This window comes from Empedobacter sp. R132-2, from assembly GCF_030324375.1.
Lineage (GTDB): Bacteria > Bacteroidota > Bacteroidia > Flavobacteriales > Weeksellaceae > Empedobacter > Empedobacter falsenii_B.
Window position 1 is genome coordinate 39,574 of sequence record NZ_JACAGG010000017.1, and the last position, 20,102, is coordinate 59,675.

The 20,102-nt window shown below is 31.1% G+C and carries 15 protein-coding genes; 5 read left to right on the forward strand and 10 right to left on the reverse strand.

What is annotated here, in order from left to right; all coding sequences use genetic code 11:
- The first annotated feature begins 13 nt into the window (after positions 1 to 13).
- Positions 14 to 1,396, forward strand: coding sequence for an MFS transporter (locus HXZ69_RS09265; protein WP_125349838.1), 1,383 nt, complete (start codon positions 14 to 16; stop codon positions 1,394 to 1,396).
- Between the two features lie 125 nt (positions 1,397 to 1,521).
- On the opposite strand, the gene HXZ69_RS09270 is transcribed toward HXZ69_RS09265, so the two are convergent.
- The 6 genes from HXZ69_RS09270 to HXZ69_RS09295 all read right to left on the reverse strand — a co-directional run bounded on the left by HXZ69_RS09270 (position 1,522) and on the right by HXZ69_RS09295 (position 8,506).
- Positions 1,522 to 1,809, reverse strand: coding sequence for an HU family DNA-binding protein (locus HXZ69_RS09270; protein ID WP_019975917.1), 288 nt, complete (start codon positions 1,807 to 1,809; stop codon positions 1,522 to 1,524).
- A gap of 132 nt (positions 1,810 to 1,941) precedes the next feature.
- Entirely contained in the window at positions 1,942 to 2,883 is a 942-nt protein-coding gene (gene fmt, locus HXZ69_RS09275; RefSeq protein ID WP_257468211.1) for a methionyl-tRNA formyltransferase, read from the reverse strand.
- 2 nt (positions 2,884 to 2,885) lie between these two features.
- Positions 2,886 to 4,748 (reverse strand): RecQ family ATP-dependent DNA helicase, encoded by a 1,863-nt coding sequence (locus tag HXZ69_RS09280; protein ID WP_286495777.1) that lies wholly within the window; start codon positions 4,746 to 4,748, stop codon positions 2,886 to 2,888.
- 151 nt (positions 4,749 to 4,899) lie between these two features.
- Positions 4,900 to 6,942 (reverse strand): S9 family peptidase, encoded by a 2,043-nt coding sequence (locus tag HXZ69_RS09285; RefSeq protein ID WP_286495778.1) that lies wholly within the window; start codon positions 6,940 to 6,942, stop codon positions 4,900 to 4,902.
- A gap of 36 nt (positions 6,943 to 6,978) precedes the next feature.
- Positions 6,979 to 7,740 (reverse strand): hypothetical protein, encoded by a 762-nt coding sequence (locus HXZ69_RS09290; protein ID WP_280036346.1) that lies wholly within the window; start codon positions 7,738 to 7,740, stop codon positions 6,979 to 6,981.
- Between the two features lie 7 nt (positions 7,741 to 7,747).
- The gene (locus HXZ69_RS09295; protein ID WP_125349842.1) at positions 7,748 to 8,506 is read right to left on the reverse strand and encodes a hypothetical protein; all 759 of its coding nucleotides are present in this window, start codon (positions 8,504 to 8,506) and stop codon (positions 7,748 to 7,750) included.
- A gap of 188 nt (positions 8,507 to 8,694) precedes the next feature.
- Here HXZ69_RS09295 and HXZ69_RS09300 point away from each other — a divergent pair, with 188 nt between their 5' ends.
- Together HXZ69_RS09300 and fsa are read left to right on the forward strand one after the other, a co-directional pair.
- On the forward strand, positions 8,695 to 9,447 hold the full coding sequence (locus tag HXZ69_RS09300) for an SDR family NAD(P)-dependent oxidoreductase (protein WP_280051417.1): 753 nt from the start codon (positions 8,695 to 8,697) through the stop codon (positions 9,445 to 9,447).
- 83 nt (positions 9,448 to 9,530) lie between these two features.
- Positions 9,531 to 10,187, forward strand: coding sequence for a fructose-6-phosphate aldolase (gene fsa, locus HXZ69_RS09305; RefSeq protein WP_125349844.1), 657 nt, complete (start codon positions 9,531 to 9,533; stop codon positions 10,185 to 10,187).
- A gap of 386 nt (positions 10,188 to 10,573) precedes the next feature.
- Here the strand turns inward: fsa and HXZ69_RS09310 are convergent, their stop codons facing one another.
- The 3 genes from HXZ69_RS09310 to HXZ69_RS09320 all read right to left on the reverse strand — a co-directional run bounded on the left by HXZ69_RS09310 (position 10,574) and on the right by HXZ69_RS09320 (position 13,592).
- Complete coding sequence (locus HXZ69_RS09310) at positions 10,574 to 11,683, reverse strand: endonuclease (RefSeq protein ID WP_286495779.1); 1,110 nt, start codon at positions 11,681 to 11,683, stop codon at positions 10,574 to 10,576.
- A gap of 85 nt (positions 11,684 to 11,768) precedes the next feature.
- Complete coding sequence (locus HXZ69_RS09315) at positions 11,769 to 12,290, reverse strand: hypothetical protein (protein ID WP_115000770.1); 522 nt, start codon at positions 12,288 to 12,290, stop codon at positions 11,769 to 11,771.
- 21 nt (positions 12,291 to 12,311) lie between these two features.
- Complete coding sequence (locus tag HXZ69_RS09320; protein ID WP_286495782.1) at positions 12,312 to 13,592, reverse strand: UDP-N-acetylmuramoyl-tripeptide--D-alanyl-D-alanine ligase; 1,281 nt, start codon at positions 13,590 to 13,592, stop codon at positions 12,312 to 12,314.
- Between the two features lie 221 nt (positions 13,593 to 13,813).
- Here HXZ69_RS09320 and HXZ69_RS09325 point away from each other — a divergent pair, with 221 nt between their 5' ends.
- Positions 13,814 to 14,341, forward strand: a complete 528-nt coding sequence (locus HXZ69_RS09325; RefSeq protein ID WP_286495783.1) for a GNAT family N-acetyltransferase — start codon at positions 13,814 to 13,816, stop codon at positions 14,339 to 14,341.
- 74 nt (positions 14,342 to 14,415) lie between these two features.
- Here the strand turns inward: HXZ69_RS09325 and gldJ are convergent, their stop codons facing one another.
- Positions 14,416 to 16,050, reverse strand: a complete 1,635-nt coding sequence (gene gldJ, locus HXZ69_RS09330) for a gliding motility lipoprotein GldJ (protein ID WP_502875740.1) — start codon at positions 16,048 to 16,050, stop codon at positions 14,416 to 14,418.
- A 158-nt stretch (positions 16,051 to 16,208) separates the two neighbouring features.
- Between gldJ and porU the strand changes: the two genes are divergently transcribed.
- The gene (gene porU, locus HXZ69_RS09335) at positions 16,209 to 20,072 is read left to right on the forward strand and encodes a type IX secretion system sortase PorU (RefSeq protein ID WP_286495784.1); all 3,864 of its coding nucleotides are present in this window, start codon (positions 16,209 to 16,211) and stop codon (positions 20,070 to 20,072) included.
- Positions 20,073 to 20,102 lie beyond the last annotated feature (30 nt).

Below are 20,102 nucleotides of genomic sequence, written 5' to 3' on the forward strand. Positions count from 1 at the left end.
TTACACAAAAAACATGAGTACAAATACTTTAGATACTTCGCAAACAGTAGCGAAGAAGGATAATATTTTCCAAATTATTTTAGCATCATCTGTCGGAACCTTAATCGAATGGTACGATATGTTCTTGGCAATCATCTTAGCTAGTGTATTATCAACACAATTATTTCCTAACGATGGTTCGTCGCATTTCTTAGAAACACTTGCAGTAGTGGTTTCATCATTTATGTTCCGTCCGATTGGATCATTAATTTTTGGAAGTATTGGAGATCGTATTGGTAGAAAATATTCATTCTTAGTTTCTTTAATTATGATGGGAGCAGCTACATTCTTGATTGGTTGTATTCCAACTTTTGATAGTGTAGGTTGGTTTGCTCCTGTTTTATTATTGTTTTGCCGCATTATGCAAGGACTTGCAATTAGTGGAGAATATGCAGGTGCTGTAATTTATGTAGCAGAACATGCGCCAGCAGAGAAGCGAGGATTTTACACAGGGTTTATTCAAGCAACTGTTCCAATTGGATTATTATTATGTTTAACAGTTGTTTTCTTAACACAATCATTTTTATCAGAAGAGGCTTTTGCAAGTTTCGGATGGAGGATTCCATTCTTATTTAGTGGAATATTAGTGATTTTGAGTTACTTTATTCGTCAACGCTTACATGAAAGTCCAATTTTTGAACAATTAAAAAAAGAAGGAAAAACATCTAAAACTCCAATTAAAGATGCTTTTACAACTCCAGGAAACGTAAAGTTAATGTTAAAGGCTATTTTTGGAGGAAATGCGGCGCAAAGTACAATTATGCAAACAACGTTATTCGTTACGCTTTTCTTCTTACAACGCGCAGTTAACTTACCTTACGAAACAGTTTTAATTGTTGTTTTATGTTCTACATTATTTAGTTCATTTTTCTATCAATGGTTTGGTGCATTAAGTGATAAAATTGGTCGTAAACCTGTTATGTTAGGTGGAATGATTTGTAGTTTTATCTTAATTCCATTATCATTTTTTTTGTACATGAAATTAGGAAATCCTGAAGGATTGAAAGAAGTTCATGATATTTCGAATTTAGCAGTTTTAGGAATTGTAGTTGTAAGTTTAATTACTTCAATTGCAGGAGCAGCAACATATGGTCCGCTTGGAGCTTTTATGTTAGAAATTTTCCCAACAAAGATTCGATACACTAGTATGGGATTTGCACAAAATATGGGAAATGGATTTATTGGTGGAGCAACAACTTTTGTAACGGAATTAATCAAAAGTACGATTATCGTTTCGGCTGCTATGTCGCCTTATATTGGATTAGCTTATCCATTGATATTAATCTTTATTGCGATTTTAGTGAATTATTTTACAATTCCAGAAACATACAAAACAGATTTAACAGAAGATAATTAAAATCAATAATAGACAAAATGTAAAAATCCTTCAAGTAATTCTTGAAGGATTTTTTTAGAGGAATTAAATTTCAATGCAAAAAAAATCCACTCAAACGAATGGATTTTTTTATTGTATCAGAAATATTATTTTTTCTTTTTTGTATCAACTGCTCCTGATAATTCAGATCCAGCTTTAAATTTAGCTACTGTTTTAGCAGCAATTTTAATTTCTTTTTTAGTTTGTGGGTTGATACCTGTTCTTGCAGCTCTCTCAGAAGTTGAGAAAGTACCGAATCCTACTAAAGCAACTTTGTCTCCTTTTGCTAAAGCTTTAGTTACATTTTCTGTAAATGAGTTTAAGGCTTTTTTAGCAGCTTCTTTAGAAATTCCAGCGTCAGCTGCAATCGCATCGATAAGTTCTGATTTGTTCATAGTTGTAACTTTTTAAATTAATTTATACACAAATATACTCTTTCCCTTTATTTGTGCAAGTTTCAACGCAAAAAATTTCAAGAAAAATGCAAAATTTTATGAAATCTGTGTCAAAAATCAGTAAATAAGTACTTATTTTACGAATAAGGTATCCTCGTTTTGATGTCCATTGATGAAATCTTTGGCTGTCATACGACGCTTTCCTTCCGGTTGAAGTTCTAAAATTTCGTAAACTCCTTGAGGTAGATTGATATAAAGGTTATTTTTTTGTAAAATTAATTGATAATCTTCTCCTTCAACAACAATATCCGTTTTTAGACCTGCATATATTTTTAACGATTTATAATTTTCGCCATTTCCAAAAGTTGTCCATGCACATGGATAAGGAGAAAGTCCTCTAATCTTATTGTGAATAGTATTGATTGAATCGTTCCAATCTATTTTACAATCTTCCTTAAAGATTTTTGGAGCATGTTTTAATTCTGTTGTTTCATCTTGCGGATGAGGTTTTAATGAATCATTTTCTAAACCATCCAACGTTTTCACGACTAATTTCGCACCGATATGCATCAATTCGTCATGAATTTTACCAACATTATCATTTTCTCCAATTTCTACTTTATCAGAAATTAAGATATTTCCGGTATCAATTTTTTCATCAATTAAGAAAGTTGTTACTCCAGTTTCCTGATCACCATTCATCACAGCCCAATTAATTGGTGCAGCTCCGCGATACTGAGGAAGAAGTGAACCGTGTAAATTGAATGTTCCTTTCGACGGAATTGACCAAACAACTTGTGGCAACATACGAAAAGCTACAACAACAAAAACATCAGCATTCCAGCTTTTTAATGTTTCGATAAAAGCTTCGTCTCGTAATTTTTCTGGTTGAGCCAAAGGCAAATTATGTTCAACTGCATATTTTTTGACATCAGAAATATTCATTTTTTGTCCTCTACCAGACGGTTTATCTGGAACAGTAACAACTCCAACTATTTCGTGATGACTATTTGTATTGATTTCATTCAAAGATGTCGCCGCAAATTCGGGCGTACCCATAAAGACTACTCGCATTTTTATTCTATTAGTTTATAAGAATTGAATCCAATTGGTTGAACTCGCATTTCGTCTATCAAATATTGCAATTCTTCGACGATTTTATCTTTTGGCGAATTTATGAATTTTGAAAGGATTTCGGCTTGCGTTTTTGTACCTTCTTTCAAATATTCAATTAAATCGGTTGAATTAAAGTTTTCATTTTGTTTTTTGGATTGACAAACATCGCATTTACCACAATTTTGATCAGATTTTTGATTAAAATATCCAAATAATAAACGTTCTCTACAAATTGTATTTTGTTCGGCATAATAAGCCATAGCTTGCAAACGTTTCCAATTATTCACTTGAATTGCTTCGAAATCTTTCCACAATTTATTTTTAAACGCATTAGAATCGCGCGGAACAAGAAATCTAAATCGCGCTAAAAATCGATCCGAATAATCAATAGAACCATTTTTTGCATATTCGTGTAAGCTATTCCTAATGTCGCCAATACTCATATGCAATTCAAACGCCATTTTACTTTCCGAAATTTCTCTATTATAAGTGTAAATTCCAGGGTAATGACGTTGTAAATAATCAAAAATTCGGTTTTCATTCAAATTAATTGAATGTGGTGACGCCAAAATTTGAATGCTACTATTTTGTGAATAATTTTTTTGCTGAATGATTTCTTTCGTATTTAAAAACTCTAAAAATTGAAGAACCATTTTAAGATTTAAACCAAATTTTTCGGCAAATTTTGGAAGATCCAATTGATAATTCATTTCCGTTAATTCGCCTTCCGCTAATTGCAATTGACTAAACAAACAATTCCCAATTTTGATAAAATCTTGTTGCGAAGGTAAATTCGCTTTGAAAATATTTTCTGCTTGAATTCGATCATCAGGATTGTACAAATAAATTCCATACGATTCCTGTTCATCACGTCCAGCGCGCCCAACTTCTTGGTAATACGCTTCTATTCCTTGTGGCAAATCGATATGAAAAACGGTACGAACATTTGGTTTGTCTATTCCCATTCCAAACGCATTTGTCGAAACCATAATTCGCGAATTACTTAACATCCAATCTTGCTGTTTTTGCTCTTTTTCGTCTTTGGTTAATTTGGCGTGAAAAAAATCGGCATCAAATCCATTTTGACTTAAAAAACTTGCAATCTCGTAGGTTAATTTTCGATTTCGAACAAAAATAATACTCGAACCAGGATATTTTTTTAAATAATAAATCAAATCATTTTTCTTGTCAGCAGAAAGGAAAACATTGTACGAAAGGTTTTCTCTTTTTAAAGAAGATTTGAAAACTTCAGGATTATTTAGCTCTAATTTTTCAACAATTTCTTGCTGAATTTTCTCTGTCGCTGTTGCAGTCAAAGCTAAGATTGGAACTTTAGGAAGAATAGTTTTTAATCTTGAAATTCGATGATATGCAGGTCGAAAATCATGTCCCCATTCAGAAACGCAATGTGCTTCGTCAACAGCTAGCAAACTAATATTGATTTGTTTCAATCGCTCGACAAAAATTCTACTTTGCAAACGCTCTGGCGAAACATATAATAATTTGATTTTATTGTTTTGACAATCGTCCAAAATTTTTCCAATCGTATTTTGGTCAATTTCATTGGTAATATATGCCGTAGAAATTCCTTTGGATTGTAAATTCTGAACTTGATCTTTCATCAACGCAATAAGCGGCGAAATGACCAATGTTAATCCATCAAAAATAATCGCAGGAACTTGATAACAGATAGATTTTCCGCCACCAGTCGGCAAAATTGCTAATGTATCTTTCCCTTCCAAAACACTTGCGATGATTTCCTCTTGCGGCGTTTTGAAAGAAGGATAATTCCAATACTTAAAAAGAATTTCTTTTGGTGTCAAATTACAAAGCTTTGTTGTAAATTTAGGTAAAATCTGTGATTTATTAGAAGAATTAATCGATTATACCTTTTCTATATTTTACAAAAAGTGGAATTTCATTCATTAAAAAATACAAAAAGCCAACAAATTTGTTGACTTTTTGTATTGAAATTTATTCTGTAATCCCTTCTAACATAAATAAGAAAGCATCTTCTTTTGCATCTTCTTTCAACGATTCAAATCGGCCAGAAGCACCACCGTGTCCTGTATCCATATTTGTATCTAAAAGTAGAATGTTATTATCTGTTTTTAAATCTCTTAATTTCGCTACCCATTTTGCAGGTTCCCAATATTGTACTTGAGAATCGTGCAAACCTGTCGAAACATAAAGGTTTGGATAAGCTTTTGCTTCCACGTTATCGTATGGCGAATACGATTTCATGTAATCGTAATATTCTTTTTCGTTCGGATTTCCCCATTCATCATATTCCCCTGTTGTCAATGGAATAGAATCGTCTAACATTGTTGTCACAACATCCACAAAAGGAACTTGCGCAATTACCCCATTGAATAATGTTGGCTCGTAATTAATCACAGTTCCCATCAACAATCCACCAGCAGAACCACCCATCGCGTACAAGTGTTTTGATGAAGTATAATTTTGTTGAATCAAATATTTTGCTGCATCAATATAATCAAAAAATGTATTTTTCTTTTCTAACATTTTTCCATCTTCATACCATTCGCGACCAAGATATTGACCACCACGAATATGCGCAATCGCATAGATAAAACCTCTATCCAAAAGACTTAATCGAACCGAACTAAAATAAGGCTCGATCGTGTAACCATATGAACCATAGGCGTAAAGTAGAAGAGGGGTTTCGGCAGAAAGAGGTGTATCTTTTCGACGAACTAATGAGATTGGAACCATTTCTCCATCGCGAGCTTCTGCCCAAATACGTTCAGAAATATAATTTTCTTTATCAAAATCACCTATAACAACTTGCTCTTTTTTGATTTCGAATGTTTTATCATTCATGTTAAAATCAATCACAGAAGAAGGAGTTGTCAACGATGTATATCCGTAACGCAAAATGTCAGTATCAAAATCTGGATTTGTGCCAACATTTGCTGTATAGGTTTCTTCGTTAAATGGCAAATAATAATCAGTTGAATTATCCCATGCTTTGATATTCATCTGCAATAAACCATTTGTGCGCTCTTCGATAACCAAATAATTCTTGAAAATTTCGAAACCTTCAATCAATGTTTCTTCGCGATGAGGAATTACATCAATCCAATTTTCTTGTTCTGTTTTTTCGACAGAAGTTTTCATTAATTTGAAGTTAAAAGCATCATCTTTATTGGTTTGAATATAAAATGAATCACCAAAATGTTCGATTGAATATTCTAAATCACGTTCTCTTTTTTGAAAGATTTTAAACTCAGCATCTGGTTGATTAGAAGGAATATATCTAAACTCGTCAGAAACAGTACTTGAAGATCCAATAATGATGTAATCTCTTGATTTTGATTTGTAAACAAACGCATTGAACGTATCATCTACTTCTTCAAAAACTAAAATATCATCTTCTTGTTTTGTACCTAATTTGTGTTTCCAAATTTGATAAGCACGCAATGTTTCATCTTTTCTTGTATAAAACAAGGTTTTATTATCAGCGGCCCAAACAGAACCTCCAGTTGTATTCTCTATTTTATCAGAAAGAATTTCTCCAGTTGTTAAATCTTTGATTTGAATCGTATAAATTCTTCGCGAAACATTGTCAACCCCAAAGGAAACCAATTGATTATTTGGTGCCATCGAAATTCCACCCAATTGATAGTACGAATGACCTTCAGCCATTGTGTTGACATCAAAAAGAATTTCATCTGGATTCTCTAAACTATCTTTTCGACGTTTGTGAATTGGATATTCTTTTCCTTTTTGATATTCCGTCAAATACCAATAACCATTCAATTTGTACGGAACAGACGAATCATCTTCTTTGATTCGCGCTTTCATTTCCTCAAAAAGTTTGGTTTGTAAAGCTTCTGTTGGTTGTAGAATAGCTTTTGTGTATTCGTTTTCTTGGTTCAAATAATTGATAACTTCAGAGTTTTCACGATCATTCAACCAATAATAATTATCGATGCGGATATCTCCGTGTTTTTCTAATTTTTGTTCTATTTTTTTCGCAATAGGTGCTTGCATTTTCTAAAATTTAAGGTGCAAATGTACTATAAAAACTTACTTTGAATAAGTTGTAGTTGACCAAGATTTATCACCTGTTTTATATTCGATGATGATATTATTTTCGTTCAAATAGCCAATTGTTTGGTAATTTCCGTTTTGAGAAATCACTGTCACATGGAAAATATTTTGTTGAGCAGCTGGATAAAATTGTGCAATAACTTGTGAATTTTCTTGATCTATTAAGACAAATTCGTTGTTATTTGTACTTGCTGTAGTGTAATTTTTTCCGTTTGATTTGTAGACGTTTTTGTTTTCTACAGTTTTATTTGACACTTGCGTAACGACTTTATTCGTTGTTTCTTTAACGGTTGTAGTTGTTGTATTTTCTGTTTTAGTTATAGGTAAATCTTTCGCATTTTGTTTTCCAACCTGATTCATAGCAAATGTTAAGGCTTCTTGATAACCTTTTGTAAAATCTTTTTCCTTTGACGAACCTTCATAAGTTGAAATCACATTATTATTACAGTCTGTAAACGTTACTTTTAATTTATTTTTAAAAGCAACAGAAGTATTTTCAATATTTGCTTTTGTAGCTAAACAAGGATTGATTTGCACATCTAACGGAATAGAATTTTCATTTACTATTTCATATTCTTTTTTTCTCAAAGCAGTTTTCAATCCTGTATTCAATTGATAATCTTCTTTTACGAAATCTTTAAATAGTTGAGGAATGATAACATATTTGTAATCAGCTACATTTTGTGCTTGTAATGACGATAAAGCAATAAGAAATAAACTTGATAATATAATTTTCATAGCAAGATTATTTAGCCGATAATTTAACTTCTTTCCAACTATTATTTTCAGAAACCTCATAGGAAATCGTATTTCCACTGATGTATCCTACCGAAAAATAATTCGAATTTCCTTTTGTAACAATTACTCTGTAAATTCCATTTTTTAGGGTCGGTTCAAATTTTGCAACAACTTGATTTCCATTTTCGGACATCAACATAAAACCACCATTTTGTAGTTCAATTTTTTGATAAGTAGTTGTTCCATCTGTCAATAAATTCGTAGCAGTGACCTGATTTCCTTTTGGTTCTGGCATATATGCAGCTGTTGTTTCTGTTTGGGGTTTTTCTAATTTCACCATTGGAACGGAGGCCTTTGCATTTTGAGATTTCAAAGGATTTAAAGCTAATTTTATTGCTTCTTGGTAACCTTTGTCATATTCTTTAATCTTAGAAGTTCCTTCAAATTTTTCAATATTTTTATTAGAACAATCTGTAAAACTTACCTCTAATTTATTATTCAAAAAACTTTTAACTTTTAAAATATCCGCATTCAAAGCTAAACAAGGATTTTGCACAACTTCTTGTGGCCAAGCAGATTTATCAGAAGGTAAAACTTCGTATTTTTTCTGCGTCAAAATATATCTTAATCGATTATTTAATTGATATTCATCTTTATCAAAACTAGAAAATTTTTCAGGAATATTGATGTACTTATAATCACTTGTTTCTTGTGCATTTATCGTAGAAAAACTACATAAAAGTATAGCAGCTATTAAATTTTTCATTTAAAAAGTTATTTGTATCAAATATAAAAAAATAGAATTGTTTTAACCTAAATATATTTGTTATGCTGAATTTTTCATTCCAAACTAGTTAATAAAATTGAATCATTTAAAATAATATTATTTGTAAGAAATGATTTATAGATCTGATTATAAATGATTAACTTTATTTAAATTAAAATCATAAAATTATGTCAAGTTTAAAAGATAAAGTTGCGATTGTAACTGGTGCTAGTTCTGGAATTGGAAAAGCTGTTGCTGAATTATATGCCAAAGAAGGAGCAAAAGTTGTCGTTTCGGATATTAATGAAGAAGGCGGAAATGAAGTGGTGGAAATCATCAAAAAGAATGGAGGAGAAGCGATATTTTTTAAAGCGGATACTTCATTGCCAGAAGATAATGAAGCGTTAGTAAATAAAACACTTGAAGTTTATGGAAAACTTGATATTGCTTGTAACAATGCTGGAATTGGAGGTCCTGCTGAGATGACAGAAAATTATCCGTTAGATGGTTGGAAAAAAGTAATAGATATTAATTTTAATGGTGTTTTTTACGGATGTAAATATCAATTGCAAGCAATGGAAAAAAATGGAGGAGGTTCTATTGTTAATATGGCTTCTATTCATGGGACTGTTGCTGCGCCAATGAGTTCGGCTTATACTTCTGCAAAGCATGGAGTTGTAGGTTTGACGAAAAATATTGGTGCAGAATATGGACCAAAAAATATAAGATGTAATGCAGTTGGGCCAGGTTATATTATGACGCCTTTATTATCGAATAATTTGAGTGCAGATCATTTAGAATTGCTTGTTACAAAACATCCAATGGGTCGTTTGGGGCAGCCAGAAGAAGTTGCAGAATTAGTTTTATTCTTAAGTTCGGACAAAGCATCCTTTATGACAGGAGGTTATTACCTTGTTGATGGTGGATATACAGCGGTTTAAAATATTTTTGATCGAATCTTTAAGATTAAATGGTTTTCTATAATTTAATCCTTAATTTTGCCTGAACGAAATACAAACAAACAATGAAATTTTTTATCGATACAGCTAACTTAGCTGACATTAAAGAAGCCCAAGATTTAGGAGTTTTAGATGGTGTAACAACAAATCCATCTTTAATGGCAAAAGAAGGAATTACAGGTCAAGAAAATATTTTGAATCACTATAAAGCAATTTGCGAATTAGTTGACGGAGATGTTTCTGCTGAGGTAATTTCTACTGATTTCGAAGGAATGGTAAAAGAAGGAGAAGCTTTAGCAGCTTTAAATCCTCAAATCGTAGTTAAAATTCCTATGACGAAAGATGGTGTAAAAGCGTGTAAATACTTTTCTACAAAAGGAATTAGAACTAACGTAACTTTAGTTTTCTCTGTAGGACAAGCATTATTAGCTGCAAAAGCTGGTGCAACTTACGTTTCTCCATTTATCGGACGTTTAGACGATATTTCGACAGATGGTTTAAACTTAATCGAAGAAATTCGTTTGGTTTATGATAACTATTTGTACGAAACTCAAATTTTAGCTGCTTCAGTTCGTAATACAATGCATATTGTTAATTGTGCAAAAATTGGTGCTGATGTTATGACAGGACCTTTATCATCAATCTTAGGATTGTTAAAACACCCATTAACAGATTCTGGATTAGCACAATTCTTAGCTGATTACGCTAAAGGAAATCAATAAATTGAATAGAATTTTCTATATATGAGTCGCTTAATTTTAAGCGACTTTTTTTATGAATTTATATTAATGAAAAGCTTTTAATTATCAAGTTGATAAAAATAGTGTTAATAAATAAAAAAAGATGTTTTATTATGAATAATATAAAATTATTAATTGTAAATTGATAAAAGTATTAGAAACTAAAATATTTTTTATTAGTATGTTAAAAACATTTATTTTATTATCAGTCACGCTTGGTATCCCTTTTTTATTAATCATGTTTCTTTATGGAAGCACATTTTTTAAGAAAAATATCAATAATGACTAATAATTTTTTCCATTTACTAAATTAAAAAATCCTTCACTTGTATGAGCGAAGGATTTTTTTATGATGGTTTGATTAATGATTATTTTATTACAACTCTTTTGTTGATTTCCATTTGTTTTCCAACAACTTTGATGATATAAATACCTGGGTTTTTGAAATTAACTTCAACTTCTTTTTGATTTGACGAATTTGAAACTTCATTAATTAATTGTCCATTGAAATTAAAAACAGAAACTTTCTGAATTGATTTCGAATTATTTTCAAGTTTAACTTTAATCGAACGATTTGTTACATTGTAAACTGAAACATCATCACGCTTTTGATATTCGAAATCTCCAGTTCCTAAATTTGAACCCCAAATTTTTTCTGCATATTCAGGATGATCAATAAATGGGTTTCTGTTTTTTTGGTATCTGTAGACTAAATTATTAATATCTTTTTCACGATCAGAAACAGGATCATTTAAATGCCAAGTCATTAATATTTTCAAGAAAGTGTCTGTAAAAACTTTATCTTTTGTTTTATTAAACATAGCATAAGACCAACTCTGAATACCATTTTCTTGATAACGAGTAGCAAAATAAAAATAAGCACGAGCTATATCACCTTTAAACTCATCAATTGGTTCGAAAACTGTTCCAGAAAATCCCGCAGAGTATCCAGAGTTTTTATTACTTCCTAATTTAGAGCCATTTAAAGAAGTGTATGTTGCACTTTCAACAACTCCATAAGGAAAATTATCTCTTTTATTATTAACATAACCATCAGTTGGCCAGATATGGAATGCATCTGCAACCATAGGAGAGTTTTTATTAAAAACACTTTGAGGAATAATATGCTCTCTGTTGTAGCAGTCTCCTTCATTTTTATAACCAGAACTGCCACATTGATCTGAAGATTTTATAAAATTATAAGGATCAATTTTTTTCGGTATCTCTGAATAAATATCATAAATAGAATTATCTTTTTCATCATATTTATCTAAAAAACCATTATCAGAATCTGTTCTATTATAAAGTGTCCATAATCCGCCATATGTTAAATCTGTATGGTTTTTTATTATTTCATATAGCTGTGTTTTTAAGGTAAAGCTGCTACCAGTTGCAGTGTCGTAATAGTTACTTGGTGCTTGCGCTGACGCTAAAACACTTACTGTAAATATAGATAAAGAACATAAAATTTTTTTCATAAACAATTTAGCTAAAAAAAGCTGTGATTTCCACAGCTTGTACTTTGTATAAATTTATGAAATTTAAAGTTTACTAATTGTTAAATTATTTACTGTAATTTTGATAAATCACCAATGAATCTTGAATTTGTTTATTTAATAATTTGTATAAGTCAGGTTGATTTAAAGAAACTCCAGCTATCGATTTCAATTTTTTCTGAAAATTCTTAGAACCTAACAAAAATTTTGCTCGATAAGAATCTTTATTCATGACTTTTTTGGCTTGTAAATCTTTAAAATCTTTTCTAATTTTTCGTGCATATAATTCAGACAAGTCAAATTGCAACTGCATTTCTTTTAAAATTTCTGTATGTTGCATAGATAGCCACGAATTACTTTCATCAAATTTATTGGTAACCCAAAGTTCAGGAAGTTCTCCTGTAGATTCTGCAATTTGCCAACCTAATTTTGAATCTAAAAATCCTTGAGGAACCTTTGTTTGAATAGGTTTCTTTTTGAAGTTTTTGTAATTAAGCTTCATATCTTTTTTCCATTCAATTACAGATTGAGCTTGAAGAGAATGATAACAGAAAAGAGTAATTATAAAAAAGAATATTGATTTATTCATCAGATAATCAGGGTGTTGATTTTAAATGTTTTCTAACAAATCAAGTCTCATCCCATGAGAACCTTTTATCAAAATATTTTGAGTTTTGATTGGATTTTCTTTCAAACATTCTTCAAAGGCAACACGGTTTTCAAATTTTTGTACTTTTGGATTATTCGTAATTGTTTCACCAAAATTATGTCCTAGAATAAAAATTTGATCAAAATCTAAACTTTCAGCTAAATCTAAAATACGTTGATGCTCAGATTTTGATTCTTCTCCAAGCTCGAACATATCACCAATAATAACTGTTTTAGAACCTTCAAATTTTGCAAAATTATTTAACGAAGCTTCCATACTACTTGGGTTTGCGTTGTAAGCATCCATCACAATTTTGTAATTTTCTTTATTGATAATTTGTGAACGATTATTTGATGGAAAATAATTTTCGATTCCTTGTTGAATAGTTTTAGCATTAATCCCGAAATGTTGTCCAATTGCAATTGCACACGAAATATTGCTAAAATTATAGTTTCCTGTTAAATGAGATTGAATTTTTAAATCTTGGTATTTAACCGCCAAATATTCAGTTTCATTTTCTATCAATTCGATTTGAACATCTGCATTATGTTGATCAGAAAATGTAATTCGATTAATATCTTCAGTTTTTTCAACTTGAATTGGATCATTAAAATTGACAAAAGCAGTTCTGTTATTTGCTCTCAAAAAATCATACAATTCAGATTTTCCTTTAATCACACCTTCAATTCCTCTGAAACCTTCTAAATGTGCTTTACCAAAATTGGTGATATACCCATAATCTGGTTGAGAAATTGAAGCTAATAACTCGATTTCTTTTTGATGATTAGCACCCATTTCTATCACGGCAATTTCTGTGTTTTCTGGAATAGAAAGAATTGTCAAAGGAACTCCGATGTGATTATTCAGATTTCCGAAAGTATAATGCGTTTTGAATTTCTCTTTTAAAACAGCTGAAATCAATTCTTTTGTCGTTGTTTTACCATTGGAACCAGTCAATCCAATAAATGGTATTTTAAGATAATTACGATAAGTTTTCGCTAAATCTTGTAGAGCTTCTAAAGCATCACTAACCAAAAAAATATTTTGAGATGTATTTTCAAATTCTTTTTCGTCAACAATTGCCATTGCAGCTCCTTGATTGATTGCTTTTTGAGCGAAAGTATTTCCGTTGAAATTAGCTCCTTTTAAAGCAAAAAAGATACAATTTTGTGAGATGTTGCGTGTATCAGTCGTAACGATTTTCGATTTAAGAAATTTTTCGAATATTTCTGTTGTATTCATGTTATCTAAATAAAATAGATGAGATTCTGTTTTAAAAAAAATAGAAAGAAATTATTCTTTTTATTTCGTACAAATATAAAATTTTATGATTCTATTTTTGACATTTAACGAAGTAATTTACGATAATTGCAAATAAATTAGATGAGATTAATCTTGGTAGCACAAGTTTCTCTATTTTATTTATTATATTAAAAAAATATCTCTAGGACTTTGATAAAAGTATGAAAATAAAAGAAATTACCATTAACGAATTAGAAACTGAACGATTGATTCTTGTTCCTTTTACGATTGATATTTGTGAAAATATGCTGTATAATGATTTTAATATGTTGTATGACAAAGGTTTTGTAAAAAGCAAAGACTGGCCGGATAAAGATATGATGGATACAGTGCCTAAAATTATTCAGAAATTATTAATTCATAATTACGTGACAGGCTTCGAATCCTGGATGATTATAAGAAAGGATACGAAAGAAATAATAGGTGATGTAGGATTTAAAGGGTATAATGCGGAGGAACAAAGTGTAGACATTGGTTATGGAATCATCCGTAAAGAAAGAAGAAAAGGATTTGCAGAAGAGGCGTGTAGAGGTCTTATAAAATGGGCATTTTCTCAAGAAATAGTAAAAGAAATAACAGCCAAATCTTTTTCAGATAATGTCAAATCGATTAATTTATTGAAAAAGCTTGGTTTTGAAAAGATTTTTGAATACAAAGAATTTGTGTATTGGTCATTGATCCAATCTTGAGAACAGAAAGAATTTAATTAACAAATAAAAACTCGATACTATAGTACCGAGTTTTTTTTTATTAAGAAAGATTTTTATCCTCTACGTTTACGTTTTGATTCGAAACTACCAGAGTATTCTTGTGCCACACGGAAACCAATCCAGTTTGTTGCACTTGCTTGGTGTAAGTAACGTCTTTGTCCTGGATCTATCCAGTAAATAGGGTCTTTCCAAGAACCACCTTTTACAACACGTGTTTCATCAGAGATGTCAGAAGTACGTTTAGAAGAATCTTTTTCTAAGATTACTCGACCTTTTTCATCTACTCTAAATTTACGTTGAGGAGCGTTGTACATGTCTTCTGTTGCTTGATCAGCAGATTTACCTTCCTCTATACGTGGTGATAAAGAAGAATTAGGGTCACCATCACGATAATTTGTTAAATCGTATTCTATTTGTTTTTTGTAAGCGCCTGGTAATCCTCTATAAACTAAACGTCCGTTGTCTAATGTATCATATTCAACATTTGTTTCGTCATATTTTTCAAAACCACCTGCGCCATTGTCAATTTTTGTTTTTAAAATATTTCCACGGTAGTAGTTGAAATCGTTTGCTTCTTCATCAATAATTGGACGATAAACATCAGAAACCCATTCAGCAACATTTCCTAACATTCCGTAAAGACCAAAATCATTTGAAGGATATTTACGAACATCACTTGTAATTGCAGAACCATCGTTACCAAATCCACCAATTCCAGAGTAATCTCCACGTCCTTGTTTGAAGTTGTCTAAATATTGTCCTCTTTGAGCACCTTTTGTAACTCTTAAGTTGTTTTGAGCAACATCTTTTCCTTTGTATTCGTTGTATTCACGATTTCCAGGTAAAGCTAATGCTGCGTATTCCCACTCAGCTTCTGTAGGTAAACGGAAAGGTTGCACTTCTAAAGAACTAGTAGCGCGATTCGCTTTTAAGATACGGGTATTTTGTGTTTTGATTTGATTCGTTCTCATAATTTTCGTCGAATCAATCGCTTCGTTTACATTTGTATCACCTAACTTATATTGCTCAGCACTAAATGTCTTATTTCCGTAATTATATTCTTCATTAGCATAGTAATCTTTTGATAAGATTCCTTTGTTCATCAAGGCTTTTTCGTTTGCGCGGTCTGTTAACCAATCACAATAGTTAACAGCTTGTAACCAAGAAATACCAACTACTGGATAATAGCTGAATTCTGGTGAAAATAAATAATTTTCTGTAGAGAAGTCATCACGAGATAATTGATTATTGAAAACCGTTTCATCTGGTAATGCTCCATTATAAATATCCCTGTATTGTGTGTCTTCTGGTGGGAAAACAACTTTTAACCAAGTTAAATATTCTCTATATTCGTAGTTTGTAACCTCAGTTTCACCAATAAAGAAAGATTTCACTTGCATACGAACAGGAGAATTATTCCAATCGTGTAACACGTCATCTTTCGTAATTCCCATCGTAAAAGATCCACCTTCGATGAAAACCATTCCAGGCCAAGCTTTGATGTTTTCTTTCTTTTTACCTGAAAAAAACCAACCTTTACTATCGTTTGGTTTCCATCCTGTACGACTTGTGAAATTTTTTGTTCCACCTCCTTTTTTCTTTCCTGAACTGCTTGCACAACCCATGAATACACTCATAGTAACAGCTGCAAGAGCAAGAGAAAAAATACGTCCTTTATTCATTTTCATAGAATATTTCTGGTTTTCGAAAATTAAATTTAATGCAAATAAAAGCATTTGACATTAATCTTACAACGAAAAAATGCTTTATTTCTTGTATCAAACGTAAGAATTATTTTTTTATTTTACGATTGAAAATATATTTGTCAAAATAGCGTTATTCAGACATGAAGAAATATTTTATTTTAGTTGCAACCTTGCTTCAATTTCCTCAATTGTTTAGTCAAAATTACAAAATAAATTGGGAGAATAATCAAACAATTTCTTTAACGAATGGAAATACGGTAAATGTGCCGTTTTTCTCGAATAAAGACAATTATTTTGTTGGAGGATATTTTCTTCCAGAATTTGTCGTTGAGTTAAATTCTACAAATCAAGAAGTTGAATTGTCAAATGTGCAATTTAAAGAAGTACAGAACGAATTGGCTGATTTGAACACCTTTTCGATTACAGATAAAATTAATTTTTCTTCATACAATATTATCGATAAAAATGGTCAGCAAAAATTAATTGTTAAAGTTGTGCCATTTGTCAAACAAAATAATAAAATTTTAAAAATAGAATCTTTTTCAATTGTTCCGAAATCAGCGCAATCTCGAAAAATATCTTCTCGAAAATTAATTGATAATTCGACTACAAGTGTTTTGAAAACGGGAGATTGGTACAAAATAAAAGTCTCGAAAGATGGAGTTTTTAAATTAGATAAAAGTTTCTTTACTAAAAATGGAATTCCGACCAATTTTAACCCAAAATCGCTAAAAATCTATGGAAATGGAGAAGGGCGTTTGATGGAGAATTTAACGGAAGATAGAACTGGAGCTTTGAATGAAATTCCAATAAAATTTGTTGGAGGTGAAGATGGAAGTTTTGATAGTAATGATTACGCGTTGTTTTATGCGAAAGGTCCGCATCAGTGGTACAGAAATAATACGACAACGTTGAAAGATGCAAAAGTTCGCTATAATTTGTATGATGATTTTGCTTATTATTTTATCAGTTTTAATGGAGAAGATGGCAAAAGAGTAGGAGAACAGGCGCTTACAGCAAGTCCTATAAAAACTTTTTCTACTTTTGATAATTTACAATTTCATGAAAAAGATTCGATTAACTTAAATGGTCTTGGGCAAATTTGGGTTGGAGAAAATATTGGTTTAAATGGAGGTTTCAAGAAATCGTTCAAAGCGAATGCTGTAAATGGTGGAGAAGCATATTTGCGTTATGCGGTGGTTGGAAAAAATGCAAACAATACATCATATAGCGTTAATTTAAATGGACAAACTTTTACTCATTCTTTAGGAAACTCTTTATTTGATAGAAATATTCAAGATAAAACAGTTTCATTAGGTTCAAATTCTATCGATATTGCGGTTTCTTCTAGCGGAACCAATCCTTCTGGATTAGCTTATTTGGATTATTTACAATTGCGTTTCAAAGATGGTTTAACATATAGCAATGAGCAATTCACTTTTCAGTTTTTAGAAGATATTAATAATGGAAGTGTGAATGCTTTTTCATTGAATAATGCTGCAAATGTTTCTGTTTGGAATGTTTCTGATATTCATTTAATTTCTTCAATTGTTCCGCAAAGTAATTTGTATAAGTTTAGCACAAATCATCTGAATCAGTTTGTCGCATTCAAGGATGAAAATGCTTTTACAGATGCAAAATATGTAGGGAAAGTAGCAAATCAAGATATTCGTAGTTTAACCGATATTAATTATATAATTGTCACGCATCCAAAATATTTGGATCAAGCTACTCGCTTGGCGAATTTTAGAAAAGAACATGATAAGATAAATGTTGCAGTTGTAACAACGGAACAAGTTTACAACGATTTTTCTTCTGGAAGTCAAGATCCTATTGCGATTCGTGATTTCTTTAAATTCTTAAAAGATAGATCAAGTCCAAATTTAGAATATGGTGTTTTGTTTGGAGCAACAACCTATGATCCAAAAAATAGAGTAAAGGATTTTACAAATTATCTTCCAACTTTTACAGACGAACCTTCTCTTGATATTGATGGTGCGATTGCAACGGATGATTATTTTGCAATGTTAAATGATAATGTAAAAATGTTATCGAATAGCGTAGACGGAATTTATAGTTACGATGCCAATTGGTTTGAAATAGCTGTAGGACGAATTTCTGCTTCTAATTCTACTGAGGCAAAGATTTTGGTTGATAAAATAGTTTCATATTACGATAAAGTTCAAGGAAAAGGGACTTCCTATGGCGATTGGCGAACAAAAATTGTTGCAGTTACTGATAATGATAATAATGTAAATACTCCAGGCTTAAATGCCAAAATTGATACTGAATTTTCTAAACCTGAGAATCAAATTTATACGATTAATAAAATATATTCGGGAGCTCATCAACCTGAAAGTACTTCTGCCGGAGTTAGATATCCAACCGTAAATCAAGCAATTTTGAATGGAATCGAGTTAGGTTCAAACTTCTTGATGTATTACGGTCATGGAGGTCCTCGTAGTTGGGCACAAGAGCGAATTATTACAGCAGAAGAATTAACAAATTTATCCAATTTTAATGCAGCTTATTCACGTTTACCTATCGTAACAACTGTGACTTGTGATTTTACAATTTGGGATTTACCGCAATATAATTCTGCCGGAGAAGCTATGTTGAAAAACGCAAATGGAGGAGCCTTGTCTATGATAACAACCAATCGTCCAATTGGAACAGGTTACGGAGATTCGATGAATAATTTTTTGATCGAACAGTTTTTCAAGAAAGTTGGAATAGAAAATCAAACAATTGGTAAAGCGCTTAATGAAGCAAAATTAAATTATTCTCCAAAACATCAAAATAACAAAAGTGTAAGTATTCTTGGAGATCCGATGTTAGTAATTCATCGTCCACAACAAGATATTGAAATATTAAGCATCAAAAATAAAAAAGATGTAGATGCCCTTGCTGGTGGTAAAATGCAAGCATTAGATTTTATAACGATTACAGGTAAAGTAAATCAATTATCTAATACTTCAATTGATAATAGTTTCAATGGGAAAATTGCGATTAGTTTGTATGAAAAACCTGAAACGAAAACCATTTTATCGGAGTCTGATTGGGCTGGAAAAACTTTCGAAACAGAAAATAAAACAATTTATAAAGGAATAGGAAAAGTAGAAAAAGGTGAATTTACGATTCAATTTTATGTTCCGAAAGATATTAATTATGAATTAGGAAATCGTAAAATAAAATTTTATGCTTGGGATGAGAAAGATGGTAAAGACGCATCGACTTTAAAAACAATTACGATTGAAGGAATTAACGAAGAAGGATTGAATGATGATGAACGTCCGCAAGGAAAATTATATATGAATAACCTTCATTTTGCGAATGGAGGAATTACAGATCGTTCGCCTTATTTGGTTGGTTGTTTAACTGATAATTCAGGTATTAATGCAACTGGATCGAGTATTGGACACGATATTGTTGCAACGCTTGATGGAAAAGTGCAAGATGCTTATGTGTTGAATGAATATTATGATGGAGGTGATGCAAACCCATGTATCAATAAGAATTTTGAAGATTATCAGAAAGGACAAGTAATGTATCAATTGAAAAATCTTGAACTTGGTCAACATACTGTGAATTTAAAATTTTGGGATATCAACAATAATTCGAATACTGTAACGTTAGACTTTGTAGTAATGGAAAATGGAACAGGACAATTACATATTGATAAATTGTTAAACTGGCCAAATCCATTTACAAAGAATACGTTTTTCCATTTTGAACATAATTGTGATTCTGAGTTAGATGTAATGGTTCAGATATTTACAATTTCAGGAAAATTAGTCAAAACGATTCGTAAAACTGTTTCAGCAGAACCTTTTAGAGAAGGATATCGAACAGGTAAATATGCGATAGAATGGGATGGTTTGGATGATTTTGGCGATAAAATAGGAAAAGGTGTTTATATTTACAAGGTCAATGTGAAAGGTGTTGATGATACGGTTTGTAAAGGATCAGCCACCGCAGTTGAAAAACTTGTCATATTAAAATAATAAACAAAAAGAAAAAATATAATCAATAAT

Coding starts and splice junctions, on each gene's coding strand:
- HXZ69_RS09265 (WP_125349838.1), top strand. CDS start 14: ATGAGTACAAATACTTTAGATACTTCGCAAACAGTAGCGAAGAAGGAT.
- HXZ69_RS09270 (WP_019975917.1), bottom strand. CDS start 1,809: ATGAACAAATCAGAACTTATCGATGCGATTGCAGCTGACGCTGGAATT.
- fmt (WP_257468211.1), bottom strand. CDS start 2,883: ATGCGAGTAGTCTTTATGGGTACGCCCGAATTTGCGGCGACATCTTTG.
- HXZ69_RS09285 (WP_286495778.1), bottom strand. CDS start 6,942: ATGCAAGCACCTATTGCGAAAAAAATAGAACAAAAATTAGAAAAACAC.
- HXZ69_RS09290 (WP_280036346.1), bottom strand. CDS start 7,740: ATGAAAATTATATTATCAAGTTTATTTCTTATTGCTTTATCGTCATTA.
- HXZ69_RS09295 (WP_125349842.1), bottom strand. CDS start 8,506: ATGAAAAATTTAATAGCTGCTATACTTTTATGTAGTTTTTCTACGATA.
- HXZ69_RS09300 (WP_280051417.1), top strand. CDS start 8,695: ATGTCAAGTTTAAAAGATAAAGTTGCGATTGTAACTGGTGCTAGTTCT.
- fsa (WP_125349844.1), top strand. CDS start 9,531: ATGAAATTTTTTATCGATACAGCTAACTTAGCTGACATTAAAGAAGCC.
- HXZ69_RS09310 (WP_286495779.1), bottom strand. CDS start 11,683: ATGAAAAAAATTTTATGTTCTTTATCTATATTTACAGTAAGTGTTTTA.
- HXZ69_RS09315 (WP_115000770.1), bottom strand. CDS start 12,290: ATGAATAAATCAATATTCTTTTTTATAATTACTCTTTTCTGTTATCAT.
- HXZ69_RS09320 (WP_286495782.1), bottom strand. CDS start 13,592: ATGAATACAACAGAAATATTCGAAAAATTTCTTAAATCGAAAATCGTT.
- HXZ69_RS09325 (WP_286495783.1), top strand. CDS start 13,814: ATGAAAATAAAAGAAATTACCATTAACGAATTAGAAACTGAACGATTG.
- gldJ (WP_502875740.1), bottom strand. CDS start 16,050: ATGAAAATGAATAAAGGACGTATTTTTTCTCTTGCTCTTGCAGCTGTT.
- porU (WP_286495784.1), top strand. CDS start 16,209: ATGAAGAAATATTTTATTTTAGTTGCAACCTTGCTTCAATTTCCTCAA.